This window comes from Anaerobacillus sp., from assembly GCF_046314235.1.
Classification (GTDB): Bacteria; Bacillota; Bacilli; order Bacillales; family Anaerobacillaceae; genus Anaerobacillus.
This window is the reverse complement of the sequence record NZ_JBKBWN010000009.1, coordinates 170,090-176,144: the sequence shown is the minus strand read 5'-3', so window position 1 is coordinate 176,144 and position 6,055 is coordinate 170,090. Positions and strand designations below refer to the sequence as shown.

General features: G+C 35.1%; 2 protein-coding genes. Both read left to right on the top strand.

From position 1 onward, the window contains the following. Positions 1–2,928: Ig-like domain-containing protein (locus tag ACK4M9_RS14310; protein ID WP_409851850.1), on the top strand; the 2,928-nt coding region annotated here is incomplete at its 5' end. A 268-nt stretch (positions 2,929–3,196) separates the two neighbouring features. Next, on the top strand, positions 3,197–6,046 hold the full coding sequence (locus tag ACK4M9_RS14305) for an Ig-like domain-containing protein (protein ID WP_409851847.1): 2,850 nt from the start codon (positions 3,197–3,199) through the stop codon (positions 6,044–6,046). Positions 6,047–6,055: the final 9 nt, after the last annotated feature.

Here is a 6,055-nt window from a genome sequence, read left to right as displayed (position 1 = left end):
ATACTCTTAGATCATATGCCTATTGGGGATGTTTCGAGAGAATCACGGAATTTTATGATTTCAAATCTCCTACCAGAAACGACATATATAGTAGAAGTTATCGCAATTGGCTTTGATGGGAAACGGAAAAATACAAGTTGGGGCTATGAATTAACTACTAAAGCGCTTCCTTCAGGAGAGGTTGTGACTTTTAAGGATATTCATTTAGAAAATAGTATTCGAGATGAATTGGGCATTAGACATAGAGAACTAAGAGAAAGTGATCTGCTTGAATTAAGACGTTTAACTATTTACGAAGGTGATATAAGTTCATTAAGTGGATTAGAGTATGCAACGAACTTACAAAGGTTAACCATCACAGAAAATAATATATCTGATATATCTCAATTAAGTACGTTAATTAATCTACAGTCATTAAATTTATCGTACAACTCAATTTCAAATATTGAGGTGTTATTAGAATTGCCATCACTTTATTTTGTATCTCTTTGGGGAAATCCGATAGATATCTCTATTGGGTCAAGAAGCATGGAAATTATTGAAGAATTAGAAGTTCGTGAAATAGAAGTTTCTCTCTCTCGTCCTGAAGTATATAGCGGTCATACTACAGATGGATCAGTTAAGCTAGTATGGGATTTTCCATATGAGACTAGCGAACAAATCGATTCTTATGATATCTATGTTAACGGAACTGTTAAAGAAAATGTAAAAGCGAATAATAATTACTATCGTCAAAATTTCACTTTAGTTGGTCTTGACTCTGATACATCTTACGAAATTTATATTGTCGGATTAATAGATGGTATAGCCTATGCTAGAACAAACCGAATAACAATTACAACTAAACGTCAATCAACGGGCCCAGATGTAATTTTTAAAGACGAAAAGCTTATCGAAATAATTAGAGAACGTCTTGGTATATATCATCGTAATATTAAAGTAGATGATATGGAGCAATTACATTGGTTAGGAATAAATTCAGAAGTAACTGATTTGACAGGTCTAGAGACGGCAATTAATCTATATGAATTATGGATTTATAATACGGAAATCACAAACTTCGACGTTCTTTCTAAGTTAAAAAATTTAGAGGATTTAACAATAGAAAATGGAAGTTCATTTGATATTTCTGTATTAAAAGGTTTGAGATATTTATCGTATCTGGATATCTCGTATACAAATGTGAATAATTTAAATGATTTAGATGGGCTAAGTAATTTATGGAGCTTGCACTTAGCAAACATTAACATTGATAATATCACAAGCTTAAGTTCTTTAACTAATTTACGTACTTTAAATCTTTCAAACAATAACATTAGTGATGTGAGCAGCTTAAAAGGATTGGATAAATTAAGAAATTTAAATCTTTCTAACAATAGTATTAATGACATTAGTAGCTTGAAAGATTTGTATAATTTAAGGTTTTTAGATCTTTCTAATAATCGTGTCGAGGACCTGACTCCTTTGAAAAATCTAGATAATCTGGTACAGGTATATCTTCATTACAATAAAATCGTAGATATTAGCACATTATTATCAGTTAATAATTTGCAATATGTAACACTATTTAGGAATTTATTGGATGTAACTGAAGGTTCAGCTACATTTGATGTTATTGAAAAATTAAGGGACCACGGTGTTTATGTTCAATTTGAAGAATGGTTTTATCCAGAGTTAGTTATAACAGAGATTACAGCTAATTCCATTACCATTGATCTAGAAGCGAGTGCAAGTGGAAATGGGTATACTCGTTTTAGTATTTTTGTGAATGGGGAATTTATTGCAGATGTTGATGGATCTGTAAAGGAATATGTTATTAATGCTTTGGAGCCTGATACAAAATACAATATTGTTATGTATCTAGGATATGACGAATGGGATGCAGAAGAATTGCTAGCGGTTGTAAGAACATTACCTCTTGAAACATTACCGTCAGAACCGCCAACAGCTCCGACAGTCGCTGAAGTCACAGACAAATCAACGACAGTGACAGGGATGGCTGAAGCAGGTTCAACAGTAAAAGTAAGCAAAGGCACAGAAGTGATCGGAACAACTACTGCAAAAGAAGATGGAACATATGAAGTGTCAATCGCAAGACAAGTAGCTGGAACGACGCTAGTTGTAACAGCAACAGACTTAGCAGGAAATGAAAGTGTAGGAACAAGTGTAGTTGTAAAAGATGTAACAGCACCAGCAACTCCGACAGTCGCTGAAGTCACAGACAAATCAACGACAGTGACAGGAAAAGCAGAAGCAGGTTCAACAGTAACTGTGAAAGTCGGAACTAAGACATTGGGAACAGCCAAGGCAACGAGCAGTGGTACCTTCTCAATCAATATAGCTAGACAAAAAGCAGGGGCAAAACTAGCCATTACAGCAACAGATGAAGCAGGTAACATAAGTAAGGTTAGAAATACAACTGTAAAAGACGTAACACCACCAAATACACCAACAGTTAATGAAGTCACAGACAAATCAACGACAGTGACAGGAACAGCAGAAGCGGGGTCAACTGTAACTGTAAGAGTCGGAACAAAGGTATTGGGAACAGCCAAAGCAACGAGTAAAGGTACCTTCTCAATCAAAATAGCTAGACAAAAAGCAGGTGTAAAACTAGCCGTTACAGCAACAGATGAAGCAGGTAACACAAGTAAGGTTAGGAATACGACAGTGAAAGACGTAACGCCACCGAACACTCCAACCGTAAATAAAGTAACAAATAAATCTGTGTCAGTGACTGGAAAGTCAGAAAAAGGCGCAACAGTTTATATTTATAACGGAAAGAAAAAACTAGGGCAGGCGGTAGTTGACAGTAAAGGAAACTTTTCTGTAAAGATTACAGCACAAAAGAAAGGTGCTAAGCTAACAATTTATGCACAAGATAAAGCTAAAAATAAGAGTAAAAGTAGAGTGGTAACAGTCGGATAATGTACTTACGTAAGTATGTATAAACAATTTTATTAATTTTTACCAAAACAGGAACAGCTCTTACTGAGCCGTTCCTGTTTTTTTCTTTACCTTTATAGACAAGAATCTCACTAAATTAAAGGTACCATGCAGCTAGCAAGATGTCACTGGTCTGAATTAACAGGGGAATTGGTTCATTGGTGCCAGGCCAGGCACCTCTAAAAAACTACATACAAAAATTAGGTTATACATTAAAATATAGATATAAAATAAGGGTGGAGGAATTCCTGTGAAAAAAGCATTAATCTATCTAGTTGTTTTATTGTTAGCTTTTACAAATTTTAACCTGATTGGTAGTACTTTTGCAGAAACAACGGGCAATATGGCTCCAATTGAATTAGGATTTACTCCCTATGATACGGCTGTTGATCCCGATGATGCAGTAGTTTTTATGACAAGGTTGGGCAATAAAACGTTATATGCTGTCAATTATGAAAAGGGGACGATAGCTACGTTGTCTTTGCCATATCCGGCAGAAGTGCTTGAGATTTATGCTGGAAAGTTATATGTCTCTCAACATAAAACGAGCCATAATTATTACAATTTCGGGCCATTTTCAGGAGCGATAGCTATCGTTGATACGAAAACCTTTACGCTAGATGAAGTTTTTGATATTAATGCTGATCCATATGACATTGCGATCGATGTTGATGGTTATTTGTATGTAACTCCTGGATCTGGTCAATGGGAGGATATGAAAGTTTACTCATTACATGATAAACAGGAAGTTCCAAATAATAGAAACAAAGTACGTATGAGGCATCTTTCAACAGTTCTATATAATGAACAAACCTCAAAATTGTATACAATTACAACCGAAAGCTCACCACGGGATATAACTGCTTTTCAGGTAAATAAAGGAATTGTAAGCGCGCAAAAGGACTCACCGTATCATGGTGATTATAAAATGCTGGCCCATGCAAAAATTAGTCCAGATGGACTGCACTTATATAATGGTAGTGGGGTAATTTTTAAATTATCAAAACTCAACTCAGAAGATATGTATTTTAGCTTTAACTTAGGTGAGCCTTACAATGATTACGCATTTAGTCAAGAGGAGCAATTAACATTTGCTGCTAGTAAATCAGGCGGAATTGATATTTATCAATACCATAGTGATAATTACTTATATTCTATTAAAGAAGATGTAATCGTAACGAATCTCCATTTTAACAATGGTTTAATCGCTATTTATAAAAAGGATAGTAAGATTTTTTTAGAGTTTTTAGAAGATTATGAGCCAGGTGCGCCAGAATTTATTGAGGGTTATTTTACGGAATTAGGCGCTGACGGTAAATATAAGTTTTACGACTTTTATAATGACGTACAAGGTGTACCAGTGGATACTTTGTTAGGCCTTATGTTTAACCAACCGGTATTTATTGAAGATGAATCGAAAATAGAACTTCATGGTCCAGACGGTTTAATAAATATCATTATTGATGATGAAGATGGAATTCTTTATGTTGAGCCAGGCCTTTTAAATGAAAACACCTCTTATACTTTGACTATTAAAAAAGAAGCGATTTCTGGGATATTCGGAGATTTAAGTGAGCGAGATTTTACATTTAACTTTAGAACGGTCATTCCTCCAGTAAAAAGTGTTTCAATTTCAACCAATAGTAATTTAGCACCAATACAGTACACATTTATTGCTAATTCAGTTGGAGGAGTTGAACCTGAATATCAATTTTTAATCAAAGAAAACAATAGATGGGTTGTACTTCAAGACTATGGGACAAATCACGAATTAACTTGGAATCCAGTTCGTGCTGGCAACTTTGAATTTCGCGTTCAAGTGAGAAGTAAGGGTAAAACGAAAGAAGATATCGTTGTACTATTTTCACAGTCTGTTGTTGATACAACAAAGCCTGAGTTGACAATTACTGCTGATAATATAAACTCAACAAATCAAGAGGTGCTTCTTTCAGTCGTTGCTACTGATCATTTTGGGATTAAACGGATTAAATTGCCAAGTGGTCAATATGTAAATAGTTCAGAGACAACATTCACTGTGAATGAGAACGGAATTTACAGCTTTGAAACTGAAGATTTCTCAAACAATATTACCAAGAAAGCAATCCAAGTCAGAAATATTGATAAAATAGCTCCAGATTTAACTTTAACGCCTAATGTCACAAAAGCAACTAATAGTAATGTAACAATTTCAGTGCAAGCAACTGATAACGTAAAAGTTAAGGGGATTGGTCTTCCAGATGGTTCATTTATAGAAAATGATAGTGCGACTTTTACACTTAGCAAAAACGGCAAGTATCAGTTTACTGTAGAAGATACGGCTGGGAACATGACCGAAAAATCGATTGAAATCTCAAATATTGATAAGGTCAAACCGACACTAACATTATTACCTAGTACAACTAGCGCAACCAAGGAGTCAATATTCATTACGATTACTGCTACAGATAGCGTAAAGGTAAAAAGAATTACTTTGCCTAATGGAGATTATATATCAGGAACAACTGCCCTCTATCCCATTGAAAAGAATGGAACCTATTCATTTGCTGTCGAGGATACAGCTGGAAACGTAACATATAAGTCAATAAAAATAACAAATATTTATAAAAGTCCTCCAACTAGACCGACCGTCAATCCGATTTGGGATAACCATACGGTGATTACTGGGAAAACGACCCCTAATAGAACTGTTTATGCGAAGAACGGCTCAACGAGGATTGGTTCTGTAAAGTCCGAAGCTAATGGAGAATACTCAATGACGATCGCTAAGCAAAAAGCAGGGAGTAAGATCTCAGTTTACGCCAAAGATCCTGCGGGTAATACCAGTACCACAAGAGTTGTAACAGTCATTGATAAGACAGCACCAAAGGCACCTACTGTAAATAAAATTACAACAATGTCCAAAGCAGTTACCGGTACGGCAGAAAAAGGAGCAACAGTACACGTCTATAGAGGTAGCACCTATCTCAATAAAGCAATCGTAGACTCCAAAGGTAACTTTAATATCGCGATACCAAGACAAAAAGCCGGTCGAACAATCAGTGTCTACGCAGTAGATAAAGCAAATAACAAAAGTAAAACTACTTCTGTAAAAGTGAATTGAAATAAATAA